The sequence below is a fragment of the Microbacterium sp. NPDC058269 genome (assembly GCF_042881445.1).
Lineage (GTDB): Bacteria > Actinomycetota > Actinomycetes > Actinomycetales > Microbacteriaceae > Microbacterium.
This window is the reverse complement of record NZ_JBHVXT010000001.1, coordinates 1,330,349-1,350,068: the sequence shown is the minus strand read 5'-3', so window position 1 is coordinate 1,350,068 and position 19,720 is coordinate 1,330,349. Positions and strand designations below refer to the sequence as shown.

The 19,720-nt window shown below is 67.6% G+C and carries 21 protein-coding genes; 13 read left to right on the top strand and 8 right to left on the bottom strand.

All coding sequences use genetic code 11. The annotated features are described in order from the left end of the window. Nucleotides 1–21: 21 nt before the first annotated feature. On the bottom strand, nucleotides 22–1,518 hold the full coding sequence (locus tag ACFVWL_RS06700; RefSeq protein WP_387180121.1) for an ABC transporter substrate-binding protein: 1,497 nt from the start codon (nucleotides 1,516–1,518) through the stop codon (nucleotides 22–24). Nucleotides 1,519–1,546: 28 nt separating this feature from the next. Further along, nucleotides 1,547–2,242, bottom strand: a complete 696-nt coding sequence (locus ACFVWL_RS06695; RefSeq protein ID WP_387180119.1) for a DUF1684 domain-containing protein — start codon at nucleotides 2,240–2,242, stop codon at nucleotides 1,547–1,549. An 18-nt stretch (nucleotides 2,243–2,260) separates the two neighbouring features. Between ACFVWL_RS06695 and ACFVWL_RS06690 the strand changes: the two genes are divergently transcribed. Next, entirely contained in the window at nucleotides 2,261–2,425 is a 165-nt protein-coding gene (locus tag ACFVWL_RS06690; protein WP_387180117.1) for a hypothetical protein, read from the top strand. On the opposite strand, the gene ACFVWL_RS06685 is transcribed toward ACFVWL_RS06690, so the two are convergent. Both ACFVWL_RS06685 and ACFVWL_RS06680 read right to left on the bottom strand, forming a co-directional pair. After that, nucleotides 2,415–2,696 carry a DUF1905 domain-containing protein gene (locus tag ACFVWL_RS06685; RefSeq protein WP_387180115.1) on the bottom strand — a complete coding sequence of 94 codons (282 nt, stop codon included), beginning with the start codon at nucleotides 2,694–2,696 and terminating at the stop codon, nucleotides 2,415–2,417. The two genes, ACFVWL_RS06690 and ACFVWL_RS06685, sit on opposite strands and share 11 nt — an antisense overlap. Nucleotides 2,697–2,713: 17 nt before the next feature. Next, entirely contained in the window at nucleotides 2,714–3,094 is a 381-nt protein-coding gene (locus ACFVWL_RS06680; RefSeq protein ID WP_387180113.1) for a DUF1761 domain-containing protein, read from the bottom strand. A 76-nt stretch (nucleotides 3,095–3,170) separates the two neighbouring features. Here ACFVWL_RS06680 and ACFVWL_RS06675 point away from each other — a divergent pair, with 76 nt between their 5' ends. Further along, a complete protein-coding gene (locus tag ACFVWL_RS06675) occupies nucleotides 3,171–3,788 on the top strand; it encodes a TetR/AcrR family transcriptional regulator (RefSeq protein ID WP_387180111.1) in 618 nt (205 codons plus the stop codon). 280 nt (nucleotides 3,789–4,068) lie between these two features. Here the strand turns inward: ACFVWL_RS06675 and ACFVWL_RS06670 are convergent, their stop codons facing one another. Beyond that, the gene (locus ACFVWL_RS06670) at nucleotides 4,069–5,169 is read right to left on the bottom strand and encodes a hypothetical protein (RefSeq protein WP_387180108.1); all 1,101 of its coding nucleotides are present in this window, start codon (nucleotides 5,167–5,169) and stop codon (nucleotides 4,069–4,071) included. Further along, on the bottom strand, nucleotides 5,166–6,125 hold the full coding sequence (locus ACFVWL_RS06665) for a hypothetical protein (protein WP_387180106.1): 960 nt from the start codon (nucleotides 6,123–6,125) through the stop codon (nucleotides 5,166–5,168). The genes ACFVWL_RS06670 and ACFVWL_RS06665 overlap by 4 nt, the downstream gene beginning before the upstream one ends. 89 nt (nucleotides 6,126–6,214) lie before the next feature. On the opposite strand from ACFVWL_RS06665, the gene ACFVWL_RS06660 reads away from it, so the two are divergent. The 3 genes from ACFVWL_RS06660 (at nucleotide 6,215) to ACFVWL_RS06650 (ending at nucleotide 8,564) form a co-directional block, all read left to right on the top strand. Continuing rightward, nucleotides 6,215–6,886 carry a Pr6Pr family membrane protein gene (locus ACFVWL_RS06660; RefSeq protein ID WP_387180103.1) on the top strand — a complete coding sequence of 224 codons (672 nt, stop codon included), beginning with the start codon at nucleotides 6,215–6,217 and terminating at the stop codon, nucleotides 6,884–6,886. Between the two features lie 83 nt (nucleotides 6,887–6,969). Beyond that, nucleotides 6,970–7,983, top strand: coding sequence for a hypothetical protein (locus ACFVWL_RS06655; protein WP_387180101.1), 1,014 nt, complete (start codon nucleotides 6,970–6,972; stop codon nucleotides 7,981–7,983). After that, nucleotides 7,980–8,564 (top strand): GNAT family N-acetyltransferase, encoded by a 585-nt coding sequence (locus tag ACFVWL_RS06650; protein WP_387180099.1) that lies wholly within the window; start codon nucleotides 7,980–7,982, stop codon nucleotides 8,562–8,564. The genes ACFVWL_RS06655 and ACFVWL_RS06650 overlap by 4 nt, the downstream gene beginning before the upstream one ends. Nucleotides 8,565–8,613: 49 nt before the next feature. On the opposite strand, the gene ACFVWL_RS06645 is transcribed toward ACFVWL_RS06650, so the two are convergent. Then, entirely contained in the window at nucleotides 8,614–10,971 is a 2,358-nt protein-coding gene (locus tag ACFVWL_RS06645; protein ID WP_387180096.1) for a sulfatase-like hydrolase/transferase, read from the bottom strand. Nucleotides 10,972–11,099: 128 nt separating this feature from the next. Here ACFVWL_RS06645 and ACFVWL_RS06640 point away from each other — a divergent pair, with 128 nt between their 5' ends. Then, entirely contained in the window at nucleotides 11,100–11,456 is a 357-nt protein-coding gene (locus ACFVWL_RS06640) for a hypothetical protein (RefSeq protein ID WP_387180093.1), read from the top strand. Between the two features lie 10 nt (nucleotides 11,457–11,466). On the opposite strand, the gene ACFVWL_RS06635 is transcribed toward ACFVWL_RS06640, so the two are convergent. Continuing rightward, nucleotides 11,467–12,003, bottom strand: a complete 537-nt coding sequence (locus ACFVWL_RS06635; RefSeq protein WP_055871410.1) for an Lrp/AsnC family transcriptional regulator — start codon at nucleotides 12,001–12,003, stop codon at nucleotides 11,467–11,469. 204 nt (nucleotides 12,004–12,207) lie between these two features. On the opposite strand from ACFVWL_RS06635, the gene ACFVWL_RS06630 reads away from it, so the two are divergent. From ACFVWL_RS06630 to ACFVWL_RS06600, 7 genes are all read left to right on the top strand, one after another. Beyond that, on the top strand, nucleotides 12,208–13,791 hold the full coding sequence (locus ACFVWL_RS06630) for an ABC transporter substrate-binding protein (RefSeq protein ID WP_387180090.1): 1,584 nt from the start codon (nucleotides 12,208–12,210) through the stop codon (nucleotides 13,789–13,791). 11 nt (nucleotides 13,792–13,802) lie between these two features. Beyond that, nucleotides 13,803–14,864 (top strand): ABC transporter permease, encoded by a 1,062-nt coding sequence (locus tag ACFVWL_RS06625; RefSeq protein ID WP_387180088.1) that lies wholly within the window; start codon nucleotides 13,803–13,805, stop codon nucleotides 14,862–14,864. Continuing rightward, nucleotides 14,861–15,772 (top strand): ABC transporter permease, encoded by a 912-nt coding sequence (locus tag ACFVWL_RS06620; protein ID WP_387180087.1) that lies wholly within the window; start codon nucleotides 14,861–14,863, stop codon nucleotides 15,770–15,772. The genes ACFVWL_RS06625 and ACFVWL_RS06620 overlap by 4 nt, the downstream gene beginning before the upstream one ends. Continuing rightward, the gene (locus ACFVWL_RS06615) at nucleotides 15,769–16,602 is read left to right on the top strand and encodes an ABC transporter ATP-binding protein (RefSeq protein ID WP_387180085.1); all 834 of its coding nucleotides are present in this window, start codon (nucleotides 15,769–15,771) and stop codon (nucleotides 16,600–16,602) included. The genes ACFVWL_RS06620 and ACFVWL_RS06615 overlap by 4 nt, the downstream gene beginning before the upstream one ends. Then, on the top strand, nucleotides 16,595–17,434 hold the full coding sequence (locus ACFVWL_RS06610; protein WP_387180082.1) for an ABC transporter ATP-binding protein: 840 nt from the start codon (nucleotides 16,595–16,597) through the stop codon (nucleotides 17,432–17,434). Before ACFVWL_RS06615 ends, ACFVWL_RS06610 begins: the two co-directional genes overlap by 8 nt. 98 nt (nucleotides 17,435–17,532) lie before the next feature. Beyond that, a complete protein-coding gene (locus ACFVWL_RS06605) occupies nucleotides 17,533–18,597 on the top strand; it encodes a glycosyltransferase family A protein (protein WP_387180079.1) in 1,065 nt (354 codons plus the stop codon). Next, the gene (locus ACFVWL_RS06600; RefSeq protein ID WP_387180077.1) at nucleotides 18,594–19,673 is read left to right on the top strand and encodes a UDP-N-acetylglucosamine 2-epimerase; all 1,080 of its coding nucleotides are present in this window, start codon (nucleotides 18,594–18,596) and stop codon (nucleotides 19,671–19,673) included. The genes ACFVWL_RS06605 and ACFVWL_RS06600 overlap by 4 nt, the downstream gene beginning before the upstream one ends. Nucleotides 19,674–19,720 lie beyond the last annotated feature (47 nt).

The following is a 19,720-nucleotide window of genomic DNA, read 5'->3' as shown; positions in this document are numbered from 1 at the left end:
GCGCGGCATCCCCCACGCACGTCAGGACTTGACGATGTCGTACGCGAAGAACTGCGAGTTCAGGCCGTTGACCGGGTAACCGCTGAGGTCGCTGGAGGCGAGCACGATCTGCGGGTACAGGTACAACCATACGCTCGCGGCATCCGCGGCGATCTTCTCGTTGACCTGCTTCAGCAGAGCCGTCTGCTCGTCGGTCGTGGCTGCCTGTTCGGCCTGGGCGACCCACTGCTGCACGTCGGCGTCGTTGTAGCCCCAGTAGAAGTCGGGGTTGCCGTACCAGACCACGTCGCGGTCGTTCACGTGCTCCTGGAGAGTGGCCTCGAAGTCCTGCTCCTTGAAGACCTTCGTGTACCACTCGTCAGCACTGATCGTGTTGATCTCGACCGTGATGCCGACCTCGGCGAGCTGCGACTGCAGGAACTCCGCCACCGCGGGGTGCGGGTCGTAGCTCGGGGTGTCGAGCGTGAACGTGAAGCCGTCGGCGTAGCCGGCCTGCGCGAGCAGATCCTTCGACAGCTTGACGTCGTACGGGTTCACCGCGGTGAGGTCTTCGTACCAGGGGTCGGTCGGGGGGACCATCGAGCCGATCAGCGTGCCGTAGTCGCCCCAGATCGACTCGAGGAGCTTCTTCGTGTCGATCGCGGAGTAGACCGCTTTGCGCACGAGCGTGTTGTCGAAGGGGGCGACGCGGTCGTTGAAGGCGAGCAGCTCCTTCGTGGTCGAGGTGCCCTCGCTCACGACGTAGTCGTCGGAGGCGAACTGTGTCAGCGAGTCCGGGTTCTGCACGCTGGTGATGACGTCGATCTCACCCGTGAGGAGGGCGTTGTTCTCCGCCGTCGCGTCGGTGAAGTACGTGTAGACGACCTCGCCGTTCTTGGCGGGCTCGCCCCAGTAGTCGTCCCAGCGGTCGAGGGTGAGGGTCGAGCCCTTCTTCCACTCGTCGAGCGTGTACGGGCCGGTGCCGTCTTCGGTGCTGGTGATGTCGCCGGCCTCGTCGTTCACGATCCAGACGTAGCTGAGGTTGTAGAGGAACGAGATCGACCGCTGCGACAGCGTGAAGACGACGGTCTTGTCGTCGGGAGTGGCGATGTCGGCGATGGTCTTGAAGCTCGACTTGCGGGCCGAGACCGAGTCCTCGGCGGTGACGGCTTCGATGCTCGACTTCACGTCGGCCGAGGTGAGCGGGTCGCCCGAGTGGAAGGTCACGTCGTCGCGCAGCGTGATCGTGTAGGTCAGACCGTCGTCGGAGATCTGGGCGTCTTCGGCGAGCAGCGGCTCGACCTCGCCGTCGTCGGTCAGCCGGTACAGGCCCTCGTAGACGTTCCCGGTGAGCGCCTCGGTCACGCCCTGGCCGCCGCCCTGGGTGTTGCTCAGGTTGGTGGGCTCGTACAGCGACCCGATGAAGATCGTGGCGTCTTCGCTCGCGGTGGCGTCGTCGCTCGCGCCGGATGCGCAGCCGGCCACGAGGGCGAGCGTGGCGACGGCGCCGAGCGCGCCGAGGATGCGGGTTCTTCTCATGAGTGCTCCAGGGTGAGGGTGTGCGGCGTCACGCCGCGTAGATGTCGAAGCCGTCGTGGAACACGACGTTCTTCTCGCCTGCTCGGATAGGCAGGGGGAAGCGGTTGGATGCGGGCGGCAGCGGGCAGTTGTACTGGGCGCTGAACCCGCACGGCGGCACGAAGGCCCTGTTGAAGTCGAGGACGACGGTGCCCTCGTCATCACGCAGTTGCACGAACAGGAAGCGTCCGGATCCGTAGGTCTCGGAGTCGTTCGTCTCGTCGCCGAAGACGAGCAGCAGCGTGCCGCCGTCGTCGAATGCGGCGAGGTCGTACTCGCGGCCGTCGAGCTCGAAGCGGATGTCGCCGGGCACGACGAGATCGCGCGTGCCTCCGTTGTCGCGGATGTGCTCGAACGACACCCGGCGGTCGCCCGACACCGGGGTGAAGTGGCCTTCGAGAACCCACGCGGGGTCGTACTCGTACGTGTCGATGCGGTCGAAGGCGCGGATGGCGGGCGAGTCGGCATCCCACACGCGCAGGCCGTGCTCGGCCGCACCGGTCTCGATGTTCGTGCGCTGGATCGGCGTCACGGTCACCGTGTCGGCTGCGGCGCGCTGCTCGGCGTCGAGGTCGGGCAGATCGCCCGTCCAACGGGTCTCGACCAGGGCGAGGTTGCCGGTCGCGGACGTGACGGCGGCGCGGCGCTCGGCCTGCCAGTGGGTGTGATCTTCGCGTTCAGACATCGCTTTCAATTCTCGTGCATGCAGAACCAGGCGGGGCCGGGCTCGTCACTCGGAGTAACGCACGCGGGTGGTCAGTGGCCTGTGGAGCGGGCTCAGGAGGTCATCGAGCGCGACCGTCGACTGCGTGTCGATGCGGTGCGCTTCGACGTGCCGTTCTATGAGCGATTCCGCTTCATCCGTTGAGGCGTTCGGTGAGATGAACGGTCACCTCGTCGCCGTCGGTCTTGCCGATGCGCTTGCGGATGGCGGCGGTGACCGGGAGCTTGTGGGTGCCGTCGCCGAGAGCCATGAACGCTCCTCGGAAAGGCTCGCCGTCGACGGTGCCCGCGACCTTGACGAGTCCGCGCGTGCCGAACACGGTCGCGGAGTCGTCGAGCTGAACGCAGGTCCAGGTGTCGCCTTCGCGCACCTTTCCGAGGGTGGCCGTGAATGTGATGTCGAGGGGGCTGTGCATGTCTCTCTCCTTCTCGTTCAGATGAAAGAACCGACGATCGCGCCGATGATGACGAGCTTGAGGACCCAGTCGAGCAGGTGGACGCCGGCTGCGGAGGGCGCGGTGTTCTCGTGCACGACGCCGCCCATGAGCAGGACGAGGGGGAGTGTGCACAGGGCCAGTCCGAGAAGCGATCCGGAGCCCGCGCCGTGCCAGCCGGCCGCGACCATCAGACCGGCGACGAGGCACGAGACCATGAGGCTGCGCAGCACGACGGATGCCATCTGCGCGACGACGGGGAGGCCGGGTCGGGGCGTGCTCGTCCGAGAGATGAGCGCCGAGACCGGAGGCAGGGCGTAGAGCAGAGCGCTCGCGATGAACGATGCCGCGGTGGCCAGGGCGATTGCCAGAACGATCATGTCGGCCTCCTTTAGTACTTGGTGGTACTCAAAGTATGCCCGTCGGGGGAAACTGTCAAGTACTAAACTGGGAGACATGACCGTGATGCCTCGAACGCCAGGACGTCCGGCCGGTCGCACGGGTGATGCCCTGCTCGACACCGCCCGCGACGTCTTCCTCGAGTTCGGATATGCCGGTGCATCGATGGATGAGGTGGCGAAGCGCGCCCGCATCTCGAAGGCGTCGCTCTATCGGGAGCATGCGTCGAAGTCGGCGCTGTACGCCGCGGTCGTCCGGCATTGGGCGCTCGCCGGTCGAGACGCGATGAGGCCGGCCCTGGAAGATCTGAAGGTGAACCCCGACCTGAGGGAGGGTCTCGTCGCACTCGGCGAGACCATGCGAGCCGGGATGCTGAGTGCGCCGGTGGTGGCGATGCGCCGTCTGGTCATCGCCGAAGCGGCTGCGCACCCGGACGTCGCGAGGGACTACCTGGCGCAGAGCTGGGACGCGAACATCCGCACTCTTGCAGAGGCGATGACCGACCTCTCTGAGCTGCACGGCCTGGTCGTCGACGACGCCCCGGCGCTCGCGAGCGAGTTCACCTGGTTGGTCGTGGGGGCGCCCCTGAATGCCGGCCTTCTGGGCGTGACGACGGAGGCGCCGCCGGTGGCCAGGGCTGTCGATCTGTTCCTGGCCGGATACATCCGCCCCTAGCGTCCGGATGGATGCGCATTCGTGCGCATGGATGCAACGGGTTGCAACCTCGTCCGGTATACCATTTGGCCATACGCCCAGCAGCGTCAGTCCCCAGCTGACCGTGGGCGGGGCGGCTCAGCCGTCATGCGGAGGGAGAGTGGATCTCTTTTCGATCCCGAGGGGGGATGGGGTGGGAGCTCGGTCCCCAGCCGGCACCCACCCCCACACTCGGCCCTCCGCCTCTCCACTGCGCCGTCGACGCAGCCGATCCGCTCAGCCGTCGACTCGGCGGATCCACTCAGTTCAGTCTGCTCACGATCCAGAACCCGATGATCGCGACCATGACGATGACGGGCACCCATGTGCCGCCGCGCTTGAGACGCCGCCCCTGCGGCGCGACGCCCGGTGGCGGGGTGAGCAGCCCAGCTGGCGGAGCGAACGGCAGAGACGGACTCGGCGTCGGATCCGAGGCGAACGCCCCGTTCTCGGCGACGAGCCGCTCGTCGCGCCATCGCGCCCACTGATCGAACTTCGTCAGCAGGGCACCGACGGTGCCGAACAGCCAGGCCCAGGTCGCGGGATCCAGGGTCGAGACCTTCCGCCGCGTGTAGAGGAACAGCCAGTCGTCGACGATCTCCACGTCGAGCTCGGCGGCGTTGTCGATGAACCGCCCCATGATGTCGGGCGTGAAGAGGTAGAGCGCGTCGCGTTCGTAGCCGGCCGGACAGTAGAGCGTGAAGTGCCGATCGAAGTCGCCCTCGAGGGACAGCTGCTGGCTTCTCTGGAACGACGCCGGCAGGTTCGAGCCGAAGCCGTTGTTGCCCGTGGCATCGAGCACGATGTTCGGCAGCGGCACATCGAGTTTCACTGCCACGTAGCCCCAGCGGTAGGTCGTGGAGTTCTTCCCCGACTGCACCGTGTACTGGTAGTTGCCGAACTCGACGAAGCGCGGTCGGGAGCCACGGATCAGATCGGTCGACTGTCGACCGCGGCCGAGGTGGAAGATCATGCCGGGCAGGGGAGGGTCGGCGACCTTGGGCTCGTAGGTCATGCCGTTCGCCCGGGCGAAGGTGTGCAGTCGGTATCGCCGGGCCTGCGCGTTGCGAACGCTCAGCCAGATCATCACGCCCACTGCCGCCAAGAGGAGCACGATCAGCACGAGCGGGATCGCCGCCGCCGCGGGGGATTCGCCGAAGGACGCCAGGCTCAGGGTCACGCTGATGAGGAGTGGGAGCATCACGGCGGCGACAATCGCGGCCGCCACGATGCCGATGACCGTGGACGCCGTGGCACCACCGGTCGGCCGAGAACGGAGCTCAGCGGCGAAGGCGCGCACCGCGGCCGCATCGACCGGATCGGTGAGCGGGCGGGCGTCGAAGGTCGACTGCGGGGAGGTCACCGGTTCACCGCATCGGCATCCCACGTGAGCGCAGCGCCCTCCGGGAGCGGGAGCGCCTCCAGCTGCTCGTCTGCGCAGAGAGCCTCGATCAGGGCGGGCGAGCCGGCCACGATGGTCGAGTCGAAGTCGACCTCGCTCACCATGACCCAGGCGTGATCTTCCGGCCAGAGGAGGCTCGGGCTCTGGGCTGACGGCGGGAATCCGTGCTCCTCGGCGGGGAGGTCGCGCCAGGGCACATGCAGCACCCACTCCGGATCGGCGAAAGCCCGCGGCGAAGTGGAGAAAAGCACATGATCCCTCCCCGGCAGCTCGAACCGCGGACCCTCCGAGATCTCCCGCGAGAGGATGCCCTCCTGCCAGGTGGGCCTGCGGAAGACGTTGTTGAAGGGGTCGTGTGCGCTGCGGTCGAGCATCGCCTGATGATTCGGGTCGTCCGAGAAGGTCAGGAAAGAGCGCGAGGGGGTGATGCCGACGAAGCCCAGCAGACCGCCGCGCCCCTCCCACAGCGCCGCGAAACCGGCATCCGGTGTCTGCGTGTGGTCCACGAGGTGGGCGGCGATGGCGGCCAGGTGCGCCGGTTCCAGCTCGCCCTCCATCGGAGCGGTGAAGTCGCGACCGTCAGGGGCGGTGCGCGTTCGCCAGTCGCCGTCGGTCGGGGTGCGCACGAGCCGGTGCCACTGCGCGAGCGGATGCAGGACAGTGCCGAACGCCGCAGCCGTCTGCGCCCAGGAGACCGGTTCGTCGACGAACCCGGCCATGAGCGCATGCTGCTCGGTCTCGGGCATGCGCACCAGCTCGTCGGCCGTCGGGACGGCTCGGTCCGGCGATGATCTGACGATGGCCGGATGGAAGACGCGCGCATACGCGGGAAATCCGCGAGGCACCACTCCGTGCATGGTCTCGTAGCCTGCGTCGAGCCGCTCACGCAGCCATGCCCCCGCCGAGGGATCGGTCATCCACTCCATGCGACCACGCTACCGGGCGCCCCGCTTCTCTCACGGTCGGTGGACACCGGATGCGCAGAGAGCGACCATAGGCTGACCTCGTGGAGACCCAGACCGTCGAACAGCGGACGCCTATCGCGCCGCAGACCACCCGCGTGTGGGCGGCCGTGCGCATCGCGGTCGGGGTCTCGGTCATCGCGGTCCTCCTCTACGCGTACACCCTGCGCATCGCCGTCGGTGACGCGAATCCGTTCGACTACTTCGGCTATTTCACGAACCAGACCAGCTCGATCGCCGCGCTGGTGCTGATCGGTGCCGGGGTGCTCGTGGCGAGCGGCCGACCGGTTCCCCCGTGGTTCGTACTGCTGCGCGGCATCGTGACCGCGTACCTGATCGTGGTCGGCGTGATCTACAACGTGCTCGTCCCCGGAACAGGTTCGGCGCCGCCCTGGGTGAGCGTGCTGCTGCACGTCGTCTTCCCTCTGCTCGTCGCGCTCGACTGGCTGCTCGTCGGCGATCGCCACCCGCTGCCGTGGCGGCACCTCTGGATGCTCCTGCCCTACCCCCTGATCTGGCTGATCGTGGTCCTGGTACGCGGAGTGACCGATGGCTGGGTGCCCTACGGTTTCCTGCTCCCCGAGCGGGGTGTCGCATCGCTGATGCTCCACATCCTCGGGCTGCTCGCGTCCGTTCTGCTCGCCGGCGCCCTGGTGTGGTCGGCCAGCAGGTTCCGCGGCGTGTGGATGAGGGAGAACGCATCCCCCCTCGGCTGAGCCGATTTTCCGAGGCGCTCCCCGGGCGGGCACTACGGTAGGAACCGCGTCACGCGAGCCGACTGTCTTGGGGGAGAGTTCGAATGCTGAATCAGGCCGAAGCCGTGTCCGGCGAGCGGGTGTTCCGCAGGAACCCACTCCGTTCGGCCGTCGGGGCGATCGTGCTCTCCGCGGTGCTGTCGGCGGTGACGCTCTTCGTGCTCCCGAAGTTCCTGCCGCGCACCATGAACATCTCGACCCGCGGCATGCTGGTGCTCGTCGTCGCGATCGCGGTGACCGTGGCGGTGTTCGCCGGATTCTTCTGGTTCCGCAACATCCGGATCGTCGTGCGCCCCGATGCGGTCGAGATCGGCAAGGCCGGCAACCGCGAGACGTTCCTGCGCGCCACGACCGCCTTCCGCTCGAAGATCACCGAGCACCGCACGAACGGACTCCCCAGCGGCACGACGCGCGCCCTGATCGTGCATACCGGGGACCGTGAGATCACGATCGAGCTGCCCGGGTACTCGCGACCGATGTTCAACGAGCTCATGGCGACGCTGAACCCGATCGCGCTGCCGGTGTTCGACGACCCTGTCGCCGCCGCGCGCGCCGGAGCCCAGCTGCCGACGCAGTTCACGATCGACGCCACGGGGGAGCGGCGCCTGGCCATGCGGATCACGGTCGCCGCCGTCGTGTTCCTCGTCATCGCGATCGGCGTCGGGCTGCTCGTGGCGGTGCCCGGTTTCGTCGACAGCGAGTTCTCGGCCCTCATCCTGCTCGCGCCGTTCGCCGCGGTCGCCGCCATCGGCTTCGGGATCGGCGCCGTGCAGCGTCGGCGCCGGGTGCGATCGATCCCCGCTCAGGTGTCGGTCGACTCCCAGGGCATCCGCATCGACGGTGTCGACACGCCCTACGCGCAGCTGTCCCGCGTCTGGTTGACCCCGCCCGCGTACCCGGTCAAGCGACTCCGCTTCGAGCGCGCTGCCGGCAAGACCACGACGCACCTGCTGGCCTCCTCTCGCGTCGACATCACGCCCGACTACGGCGATCTCCTCCTGGCTGTGCGCGCCCGTACGGCGCATCTGCCCGGCCTGCTCTCCCTGGACCTCGAGTGACGGGGGAGCCGGGGCACGACCCCGAATACCCGATCCGCACGGAGCGTCTGCTCCTGCGCCCGATCGCACCCTCCGACGCGGTCGAGATGCACGTATACAAGTCGGATCCGGACGCCGTGCGGTACGTGCCGTACGCGCCGTTGGAGCTCGCCGACGTCGAACAGCGCATCGCGACGACCTGGTCGAACACGAGCTTCGCGAAGGAGGGCGACGCCGTCTCCCTCGCCGTCGAGGAGCGGGAGTCCGGAGTCCTGGTCGGAGACGTCGTGCTGTTCTGGCGCAGCGACACCGACCGATCCGGCGAGGTCGGGTACATCTTCGACCCGCGCGCCGGCGGCCGCGGCTACGCCACAGAGGCGGTCGAAGCACTCCTCGCGCTCGGGTTCGACGGACTCGGCCTGCACCGCATCGTCGCGCGGCTCGACGAGTGCAACACGTCATCGGCCCGCGTCGCTGAAAGGCTCGGATTCCGCCGGGAGGCGCGGCTCGTGGAGAGCGAATGGTTCAAGGGAGAATGGACGACGCTCCTCGTCTACGCCCTCCTCGAAGACGAATGGCGGGGGAGCGGCGGAGCGAAATGACGGGACGGCGTGCGATCGGTGATCGCACGCCGTCCCGTCCCGTGTTCGGCTACTGCTTCAGCATCGCCACGGCGAGCTTGTGCTCGTCGTCGATCAGGTGCGAGTGATCGTCGTCGCCGAGGTCGATGCGCACCCATTCGATGGTGCCGGTGAACCCGTTGCCCGTGGCTTCGTAGTCCGGTGACACCGGCGAGGCCAGATCGCCGCCCACATCGACGGTCTCGTCGAACGTGAACTGGAACGGGATCGTCTTCCCGACGCGACCCTCGCCGATCTTCTCCTCGCCGGCGTACAGCGTGACGGTGCCGCCCTTGGCGAGCCCGCCGCCGTCATACGCGAAGTGTGCGCGAAGTTCCTGCTCTCCGGCCGGAACCGCGCTGTCGGAATGGATGATGTCGACGTCGATTCCGAGCAGGTTGTATGCGAAGGCGAGGGCACCGTCCTTCGTGTAGAACGACCAGCCGCCGTACGCCCCTCCCTGCGCGATGAGCACACCGTTCACCCCGGAATCGGGCACCGACACCCGGGCGGTGACCGTCCACGACTTGTTCTTGATGTTGATCGTGGTGTTCTCACTGAGGCGTTTCATCCCGGGGTAGAACTTCTGCGAGTCGCTGACGACGAGCTGCGGTCGACCGGCGATGTCGGGGTTCATCCGCTCGGCGGAGCGGATGTCGAGCGGGAGGACGTTGAACCGCGCCGCCTGGATGAGGAAGAGCCGCTGCAGGTGCGCGAGCCGTTCGGGCTCGGCGGCCGCGAGATCATTCGACTGCGTCCAGTCCTCCTCGACGTTGTAGAGCTCCCAGACGTCGTCGTCGAGACCGTGCGAAGAGCCGGTCCAGGGGTCCTTGTGCTTCGCGACCGCGGTCCACCCCTTGTGGTAGATCGCGCGGTTGCCGAGCATCTCGAAGTACTGCGTCTCATGCTGCTCCGCGGCGTCGGCGCCGTCGTCAGCGAACGTGTAGTTCATCGGCGTCCCCTCGTAGGGACGCTGGGTCACACCGTTGACGGTCGCCGGTTCGGGAATGCCGGCCGCGGCGAGCACGGTCGGGGCAACGTCGATCACGTGACTGAACTGGTTGCGGATGCCGCCCCGCTCGACGCCACCGTTCGGCCAGCTGACGATCGTGCCGTTTCGGGTGCCGCCCCAGTGGCTGGCGACCTGCTTGGTCCACTGGTACGGAGTGTCCATCGCATGCGCCCAGCCGACCGCGTAGTGGTTGTAGGAGCTCGGCGTTCCGATGTCGTCGATGTGGTCGGCCACGTACTGCTCGGTCTCGATCTCGTTCATGTGATTGATCGTGAAGCCCTCGTTGGTCGTGCCGTGCATCGACCCCTCCGCGCTCGCGCCGTTGTCGCCGATGATCACGTATACGAGGGTGTCGTCGAGAATGCCCAGCTCTTCGTACGCGTCGAGCAGGCGTCCGACGTGGTGGTCGGCGTACTCGAGGAAACCGGCGTACACCTCCATCTGCCGTGCCAGGGCGGGCTTGATCAGGTCGCTCATCTCGTCCCACGCGGGGATGCCGGCGCTGCGCTCGGTGAGCACGGCGTCAGCGGGGATGACACCGAGGTCGAGCTGGCGGGCGAAGGTCTCCTTGCGGAGCTCGTCCCACCCCTGATCGAACTTGCCCTTGTACTTGTCTGCCCACTCGGCGGGCACGTGATGCGGCGCATGCGTGGCACCGGGCGCGAAGTAGGTGAAGAACGGCACCTCGGGGGCCAGCGACTTCTGCTCCCGAGCCCAGGCGATCGCCTTGTCGGTCATGTCGCCCATGAAGTGATAGCCGTCTTCCGGCGTTCCCCACGGTTCGACCGGCGTGGTGTTCTCGTAGATCGCCGGGTACCACTGGTTGGTCTCTCCCCCGATGAATCCGTAGAAGTACTCGAAGCCGTTGCCGGGGGTGGGCCAGCCATCGAACGGTCCGATCGCGCTCGCCTGCCATACCGGCACCTCGTGGCACTTGCCGAACTGCGAGGTGTTGTAGCCGTTCAGCTTGAGCGTCTCGGCGAGTGGAGCGCAGCTGTTGGGGCGCAGCGAGTTGTACCCCGGCGCGGATGTCGCGATCTCGGTGATGCCGCCCATGCCGACCGTGTGGTGGTTGCGTCCGCTGAGCAGTGCCGCCCTGGTCGGGGAGCACAGGGCCGTGGTGTGGAAGCGGGTGTACTTCAATCCCGCGGCCGCGACACGCTCGAAGTTCGGTGTCTGCACCGGTCCGCCGAAGGCGCTCGATGCGCCGAAGCCGGTGTCGTCGATGAGCACGACGAGCACGTTCGGCGCGCCCTTCGGCGGGCGCACGGGCGTGATCGGGGGAAAGGACGTGTCGGGGTCCGTGGCGTCATAGGTGACTGTGCCCGTGAAGGCCAGATCGGGGATCGGAAGACTGGAACGCTGGGGTTCGGACATGCTCACTCCTACGGCTCGCGGCGAGCAGAGCAGCCCGCTTCGCGCTCAGCCTAAGCAGGGGGGTCCGGGCTGTCATCACCCGTTGCGGGTGACATTGCGGGTGACTTTCGACCGGCATAATCAAGGGTGTGACTGCGACTGCAACCCTTCCCTCCCTCGACGGCCGCCGATTCCGGATGGTGTCGTCCACGACCTCTGCGGTCGACCCGGAATCCCCGAGCATCTTCGAGTACTTCGAACGCGACGGAGCGATCTGGGGCGGGTACGAGGGCGACACGGTCACGTTCGGCAAGTTCGTCGGCACGCGCACGGGTGACACGATCTGGGTGTCGTTCGTGCACGTGCTCACGGCCGACGGCACGGTCGTGACCGGAGACGGCGAGAGCGAGCTGGAGCTGACCGACGACGGCGGCATCCGCCTCGTGGAGCACTACGAGATGCACGGACTCCCGCAGTTGAGCGTGTGCGAGGAGATCTCCGCCTGAAGCCCGTGCCTCAGCGCGGGGGGAGTGCGTCGCGACCGGGGGAGGCGGGCGTCCATCGCGTCATCCCGAGCGGTGCGGTGACACTGCTCCGTTCCGGCAGGTCGCCCGGCAGCAGGTAGGGGCGGCGGATCACCTCGTCGAGAACGACGACGCTCACGACCGTGCGCACCTCGGGCAGCTGAGCGATCACGCCGGTCGAGAACTCGTGCACACCGCTGACGTCGACGGCGCGGATGAGCAGCATCGCGTCGTGCTCGCCCGTCGTGATGGCGCACCACTCGACATCGGGCATCTCCAGCACGCGTTCGCGGAATGACGCCCAGGCCTGCGGCATCACCGTGACGAAAACGAGCGCCCCGATCGAGAGTCCCGCCTTCGCCTGGTCGACGCGGGCGCTGAAGCCCGTGATGACCCCGTCGTGCACCAGCGACTCGACGCGCGTGTACGCATTCGCGCGAGAGATCCCGACCTTGTCGGCGAGGGCAGCGATCGAGACACGACCGTTATCACGCAGTACTTCGAGGATTCTGTACGCCGTCTCGTCCAAAGGGGCAGCACTTCGTCCAGAATGCTTCGATTCTTCCGCATTCTTGCTGGACATATTGTTCCTCACATCCGAGGTTCTGGACAGAGCGTGTCGAGGTGACCCACTCTTGCTGGACACATCGTCGCATATGATGCGAATCTGATCCACGGTCGTCCACATCGGTGGCGGCTCACCCGAATGTACTCCTCGCCCCTGGAGGCCCTCATGTCGTCACGCCGTATCACGCCGGTCATCGCGCTCGGAGCCGTTGCGCTCCTCGCGCTCGCAGGTTGCTCGGGAGGGAACTCGGCAGGCAACAGCGGCCAGTCCGGATCCGACTCCCTCGTCATCGACACCGCATTCTCGATCGAGACCACCGACCCGGGTCACACCTACGACCCCACCGGCAACATGATCGCCAAGGCACTGTACGAGACCCTCGTCGACTTCGAGGGCTCCGACGTCTCGACCCCTGTCCCGGGCCTGGCCTCGTGGGAGCAGAACGACGAAGCGACCGAGTTCACCTTCACGCTCGAGGGCGACCGCGTCTTCTCCGACGGCTCGCCGATCGAGGCGAAGGACGTCGTCTTCACGCTGCAGCGCATCCAGGGCATGGAAGACGCCAAGCCGAACTTCCTCCTCGGCGGCCTCACCATCACCGAGGTCGACGACAAGACGATCCAGTTCACCTCCGAGACCCCGCTGTTGCAGCTGCCCGCGATCCTCGCGAACCCCGCTCTCGGCATCGTCAACTCCGACGTCGTGATCGAGAACGGCGGCGCGACCGACGGCACCGACTCGGCGCAGAAGTTCCTCGACGGCGCCTCCGCGGGCTCCGGCCCCTTCGTGCTCGACACGCTCGACCTCAGCTCGCAGGTCGTGCTGACCAAGAACGACGAGTACAACGGCGACGAGGCATCCGACTACAAGCGCGTGGTCGTGCGCAACGTCTCGGAGAGCGCCACCCAGCTCGCCAACCTCAAGGGCGGCGACTCGATGGTCGCGATGGACCTGAACGGCGACCAGGTCGCCGGTCTCGGCGACGGCATCACGGTCGACTCGGTTCCCTCCGGTCAGACCATCTTCCTGCTGCTGAACCAGTCAGAGGCGGTCGCCGGCGACCTCGCGAACGTCAAGATCGCCGAGGCGATCCGTTACGCCCTCGACTACGACGCACTGCTCGAGCTGGCAGGTGCCGGCTCTGTGCAGGCGACCGGCGTCATCCCTCCCGGATTCGAGGGTGCCCTCGACGGCGGCGTGAAGCAGGACCTCGACAAGGCGAAGGCCGCGCTCGCCGAGGCCGGCTACACGGGTCAGACCCTGAAGCTGCAGTTCCCGAACGACTACCCGGTCGGCGGCGTGGAGTTCACCCCGCTCGCCGAGCGCGTCCAGGCGCAGCTCGAAGATGCCGGCATCACGGTCGACCTCGCCCCCGCACCCTTCGCGACCGAGCTCGACGCCTACGTCAACGGCACCGAGGGCTTCGGTCTGTGGTTCTGGGGCCCTGACTACGCCGACTCCGCGAACTTCCTGCCCTTCGCGCCCGGCCTGAAGGTCGGCCTCCGCGCCGGCTGGGCCGCCGAGGCCAACCCGGAGATCGCCGGTATCGCCGCTGGTGCCGCCGCAGCGACTGACCCCGATCAGCGCACGGCCGCCTTCACCGAGTTCGCCGAGGCGATGCAGGCCGAAGGCCCCTTCGTTCCGCTGATCGTCCCCGGTCGCAACATCTCCTCCGCGGACAGCGTGAAGGGTGCGGTGTACAACTCCGTCTGGGAGATGGACATCGCCGAGATCACGCCGGCCGGCTGAGCGGACATCTCATGACGACAGTGGCGGTGCAGAGGCAGGCGCAGCGGCGCCGATCGCCTCTGATCGGATACCTGCTGCGGCGGGTCGGCACCTCCCTGCTCCTGTTGGTGGGCGTGACGATCGTCACGTTCGCGCTCACCAACCTGGTGCCGGGAGACCCGGTCTCGGCCGCACTCGGTGAGGGCGCGTCGCAGAACCCCGCGACGCGTGACGCGTTCATCAAGGAGCACGGTCTCGACCAGCCACTGTTCGTGCAGTACTTCATCTACATGGGGAACCTGCTCCGCGGGGACCTCGGCACGTCGCTGGTGACCGGACGCCCGGTCACCAGCGACCTCGCCACCGCGGTGCCGGCGACCATCGAGATCGCGATCGGAGCGATCATCGTCAGCCTCGCGGTCAGCATCGTGCTCGGCACACTCGCCGCGTACCGCCGCGGACTCGTCACCGACCAGGTGATCCGCGTCGTGACGCTGGTCGGACTCAGCGTGCCGACCTTCTGGCTGGCGCTGGTCAGCTTCTACGTCTTCTTCCTCGAACTGCGCATCGCTCCGGGGTCCGGCCGCATCTCGCCGTCGATCACACCGCCGCCGCGCGTGACCGGGCTCTACACGGTCGACTACCTCCTGAACGGCGACGCGGTCGGCTTCTTCGACGCCCTCGCACACCTGGCCCTTCCGGTCATGGTGCTCTCCCTCGTGACCATCGGTCTGCTGACCCGCTTCATCCGCACCTCGGTGCTCGAGGTGCTCGGCAGCGACTACGTGCGCGCAGCCCGCGCCAAGGGGCTCCCGGCCATGCGCGTGATCCTCGACTACGTGCTCCGGGGTGCCTCGCTGCCGATCCTCACGGTGGTGGGTGTCGCGTTCGGGGCGCTGCTTTCGGGCACGGTGCTCGTCGAGTCGGTGTTCGCCTGGCCGGGCCTGGGCACCTACGCCTACAACTCCGCCGCGAACCTCGACCTCCCCGGCATCATGGGTGTCGGTCTCGTGGTCGGCATCATCTACCTCCTCATCAACTTCATCGTCGACCTCCTCTACGGCGTGCTCGACCCGAGAGTGAGGATCGCATGAGCCGCATCGCCGCCGCCTCCCCGGCCGGACGCTTCCGTTTCCGCTGGCCGCGTGCCTGGCGCACCCCGCTCGGCATCATCGGCACCGTCATCGCCGGGGCCTGGATCGTCGTGGCCTTCACCGCGCAGTGGTGGGTTCCGTTCCCTCCTAACGCGCAGGTGCTGCCGCGCCTGCAGCCGCCGGGGATCGATACCCTGCTCGGCACCGACGGCAACGGCCGCGACATCTTCTCGCGCCTGATGACCGGCGCCACCGTGAGCCTGCCGCTCGCCCTCATGCTCGTGATCGCGGCCATGATCATCGGCACGCTCATCGGAGCGCTCGCCGGGTACTTCGGCGGCTGGGTCGACGAGACGCTGATGCGCATCACCGACCTGTTCATGGCTTTCCCGACCGTGATCCTCGCGATGGTGGTCGCAGCGTCCCTCGGACCGTCGCTGTTCAACGCGGTGATCGCGGCGATCGTGGTGTCGTGGCCGCAATACTCCCGTGTCACGCGCAGCATCGTGCTCGGCCTCCGCGGCCAGAACTACGTGATCGCAGGTCGTCTGCTCGGGCACTCGCCGGCACGCACGCTGTTCGTCGACATCCTCCCGAACATCGCCGGTCCCGTCCTGGTGCTCGCGACCCTCGACATCGGCGCGGCGATCCTGCTTCTCTCCGGACTCTCCTTCCTCGGCCTCGGCGCACAGCCGCCGACCGCCGAGTGGGGATCGATGATCTCCGGTGCGATGCAGAACTTCGACGCCTGGTGGCTCGGAGTCTTCCCCGGCCTCGCGATCCTGACCGTCGTGCTGGCGTTCAACTTCCTCGGAGACGCGATGCGCGACGTGCTCGACCCGACGGCCGAGATCACGCACGAGAAGGCCGCGGAGCACAAGGCATCCGCGACGGGAGTGGCCGCATGAGTGTCCGAAGCGCAGTCGCGCAGCAGTCGTCGACGCTCAGCATCCGCGACCTGACGATCGACATCGGGCGGCCGCTCGTGAAGGGCGTCTCGCTCGAACTCGAGGCCGGTCGCATCCACGGTCTCGCGGGCGAATCCGGATCGGGCAAGACGCTCACCTCGCTCGCCGTGCTGGGGCTGCTGCCCCGACAGGCGAAGACCGGCGGATCGATCCTGCTCGGCGGCGAAGAGCTGGTGGGCCTACGCCGTCGCTCCCTCAACCGGGTGCGCGGCGCGCGGATCGCGATGGTGTTCCAGGATCCGTCGGCCTCGCTGCACCCGCAGCTGCCCATCGGCCGACAGCTCACCGACCACATGCGTGTGCATCTCGGACTCAAGGGTGCCGCAGCTCGTGCCAGGGCCGTCGAGCTGCTCGAGACCGTGCAGGTGCCGAACCCCGCCGAGGCGCTCAAGCGCTATCCGCATCAGTTCTCGGGCGGACAGCGTCAGCGCATCGCGATCGCCTGCGCGTTGGCCTGTGACCCCGAGGTGCTGCTCGCCGACGAGCCCACCACGGCGCTGGATGTCACGGTGCAGGCCGGCATCCTGAAGCTGCTGCGTGATCTCGCGATCGACCGCAACCTCGCCGTCCTCCTCGTGACGCACGACCTGGGCGTGATGAGCGCGATCGCCGACAAGGTCGCCGTCATGAAGGACGGCAGGATCGTGGAGCTCGCCGATCGTGAGACGCTGTTCCGCGATCCTCAGCACGAGTACACCCGTATGCTGCTCGCGGCCCTGCCGGGTTCGCGCATCGATGAGGCACCGGAACAGGAGGCCGCAGATGAGTGAGGTCGCAGTCCTCGACGCGCAGGACGTGGTCGTGCGCTACCCGGGCAACCCGCCGGTGATCGCCGTGAACGGCGTGTCGATCAGTGTCGCCGCGGGCGAGACGGTCGCGCTCGTCGGCGAGTCCGGCAGCGGCAAGTCCAGCCTCGCTCGTGCCGTCGTCGGCATCGAGAAGACCGCTGCGGGAACCGTGCTCTTCCGAGAAGCACCCGTGTCGCCGCTCGGCATCCGTCGTCGCTCGATCGCGCTGACCGGCATCCAGATGGTGTTCCAGGATCCGGCGACCTCTCTGAACCCGCGACGCCGGGTCGGTGACCAGATCGCCGACGGCATCGCGACGGCCCGTGCTCGCGGTGCCGCGGGCTCGACCGTCGACGAATGGCTCGAGCGCGTCGGGCTGCCGACGAACGTGAGCACCCGCTTCCCGCACCAGTTCTCGGGCGGGCAGAAGCAGCGCATCGCGATCGCCAGGGCCCTGGCCGCGCGGCCGTCCCTCCTCGTCGCGGATGAGCCCATCTCGGCGCTCGACGCGTCGACCCAGACGAGCGTCGCGGGTCTCATGCGCGATCTCGTGGCGGAGTCGGGCGCGGGGATGCTCTTCATCTCGCACGACCTCGCGGTGGTGCGTCGCATCGCCGACCGCACCTTCGTGATGTTCGGCGGACGTGTGCTCGAGTCGGGGCCGACGGATCAGCTCTGGGCCGCACCGAGGCATCCCTATACGCAGGCGCTCCTGGCCGCGATCCCCGAGCCCGACGGCGCCGGCCGCATTCCCGCAGCGCCCTCCGTCGACGACCGCACCGTGTGGGCGGAGATCCCGCCGATCATGTACTGAGGGACCTCCCGGCGATTCGCCGCGGTTACGGCGACGTGAGAGAATCGTTCGAATGCCCGGCGAACGAGGGGAGGGGATCAGCGGTGATGGACGGTGAGATGCTCGCAGGTCGAACCCCGGCGGTCTCGGTGATCCTTGCGTCGTACAACGCCGCCCCCTGGCTCCCGGAGGCACTCGACTCCATCGTTCATGCAGCACTGCGCACGGCGTGGCCGATCGAGCTGGTCGTGGTCGACGACGGATCGACGGACGACACAGCTCAGGTGCTCGCCGATTACGCAGCCGCCTGCGCCATCCCCTTGCGCGTCATTTCCCAGGAGAACTCCGGCCGCTTCCTCGCGTTCTACGCCGCTGCGATGGCGGCCACGGGGGAGCGGATCCTCATCATGGGCGACCGCATGCGCATGCAGCCGGACGCCTTCGAGTACCTCGAGCGCGTCGATCCGACACTTCCCGAGGGCCAGGTATGGAACGGGCACGTGCCAACGGCGCCCGACGGCCCTCTCGTCAGCCGCTTCTGGGAAGTGCCGCTGCACATCTTCTGGGGCAGCTACCTCGCCGATCCGAAGCCGACGCAGATCACGGAAGAGAACTTCGACCGCGTTCCGAAGGGCACGGGCTCGCTCCTCATCGGGCGACAGTTCTTCCTCGACGCATGCAAGGCTGTCTGGCCCGAGGACAACGCAGCCCTCGTCTCGGACGACACCAAGCTCCTGCGGTACGTGGTCGAGCACCGCCCGATGCGCCTCGATCCCGGCTTCGGAGCGATCTACCTGCCCCGTGTGAACGTGCGCTCCTTCCTCTCGCACGCGTACACTCGCGGGACGCTGTTTGTCGACAGCTACGCCGGAACGAGCCTCGTGCGTAACATCCTGCTCGTCGGCTTGAGCATCCTGCCGGTGATCTTCGTCATCGCCATTCTGGTCGCTCTCGTGACCGGCGCCTGGACGATCCTCGCCGTGCTCGTCGCCCTGGCGGTGCTCGGTCTGCTCGCGCCCGCTGCGGCTGCGGCGGTCCGCAAGGCGCCGGCGCGGGCCATCCTCTCCTACGTGACCTATGTCGTGCCCTTCGGCGCCGTCTTCTGGGCCGGTCTGGTCCGCGGCGTCGTCGTCCACCGCCGCGCCTTCCGCCGCACTCGAAGAGGAACCCGCATCGCACAATGATCGTCTTCATCTACGGAACCACCGCCGAGGCCATCAAGCTCGCCCCGATCATGCGCCGGCTCGATGCCCGCGGGATCCCTTACGAGCACTGGCTCACCATGCAGCACACCGAGGCTCTCCGAAAGATCCTCCCTCAACTCGGGCTGCGCGAGCCGGACCGGATCATTGCGGATGGCAACGGCGGCAAGCCGCTGCGCCGCCCCACTGATGTGATCGGCTGGGGCTGGCAGGCGTTCCGATGGATTCTGAAGAACCGCTCCGAGCTCAAGCGCACGCTCCCTGCCAACACCGTCGTCGTCGTGCACGGAGACACGATGACGAGCGTCGTGGGCGCTTTCATCGCCTGGCGCCTGGGGGTTCCGAGCGCGCATGTCGAGGCCGGCTTGCGTTCGGGCAACTGGCGCCACCCGTTCCCGGAGGAGCTCGACCGCCGCATCGTCGGGCGCATGGCGAGCGTGCACTACACGCCGTCGGATGTCGCGACGGCCAATCTCCAGGGCCGTAAGAATGTGGTCCAGACCCACGGGAACACTGTCACCGATGCCGTGCTGGACCACGACGAGGTCGAGGCGGAACCCGGTCAGCAGTACGGACTCGCCCTGCTGCACCGCTTCGAGTTCATCTCCAACGAGCAGCTCGTGCAGGACACCATCCGCACCCTCGTCGACTCGAGCCCTGTGCCGATCCGCTTGCTGGTGGACGCGTACAACACCGAGACGCTGGAGCGTGTCCTCGCGACCGTGCAGGCAGGAGAGCGCGTCGTGATCGAGGCGAAGAAGTCTCACAGCGAGTTCGTCATCCTGCTCAAGCGCGCCGAGTTCGTCATCACGGACTCCGGTGGAGTGCAGGAGGAGTCGGCGCTGCTCGGCATTCCGACGCTCGTGCACCGCGTCGCGACGGAGCGTCAAGACGGGATCGGGCGCAACGTGGTGCTGTCCGGTTGGGATCTGGGCGCGGTCCGCGATTTCCTGAGCGACACGGAGAGCCACCGTTTCCCGCCGCAGCGGCCGCCGGTGTCGCCTTCCGACATCGTCGTGGAAGACCTGATCGCTCGAGGATTCGGTACGCCTGAGTAAGCGGGAGCCCCGACAAAGCAGTGCGGGCCGAGGCAGCAGCCCCGGCC